This is a genomic window from Acinetobacter lwoffii, from assembly GCF_024129735.1.
GTDB classification, from domain to species: Bacteria; Pseudomonadota; Gammaproteobacteria; order Pseudomonadales; family Moraxellaceae; genus Acinetobacter; species Acinetobacter lwoffii_H.
Window position 1 is genome coordinate 1 of the sequence record NZ_JAMXXK010000138.1, and the last position, 209, is coordinate 209.

Consider the following 209-nt stretch of genomic DNA (forward strand, 5'->3'; position numbering starts at 1 on the left):
TACTTCGAACAGTTGCACGTTTAGGCAGGACACTATGAACAAAATGGTCAAGCTATCATCGGCGAAGTTTGGTTGAAACTAAGATGCACTGCATTAAATTATTAGGAGATAAACTCAGTGAACCGTACCGGGTTTGTCGGAGACTTTTTTATTTAAGTTAGGCCACCTGACCTAACGGGTTAATCTTATCATAGTACATTGCTTCAAAC

1 pseudogene is annotated in these 209 nt (G+C 39.7%); it reads left to right on the forward strand.

The annotated features are described in order from the left end of the window. Nucleotides 1-119: pseudogene (locus tag NI469_RS15815) on the forward strand (IS5/IS1182 family transposase); the annotation flags it as partial. Nucleotides 120-209 lie beyond the last annotated feature (90 nt).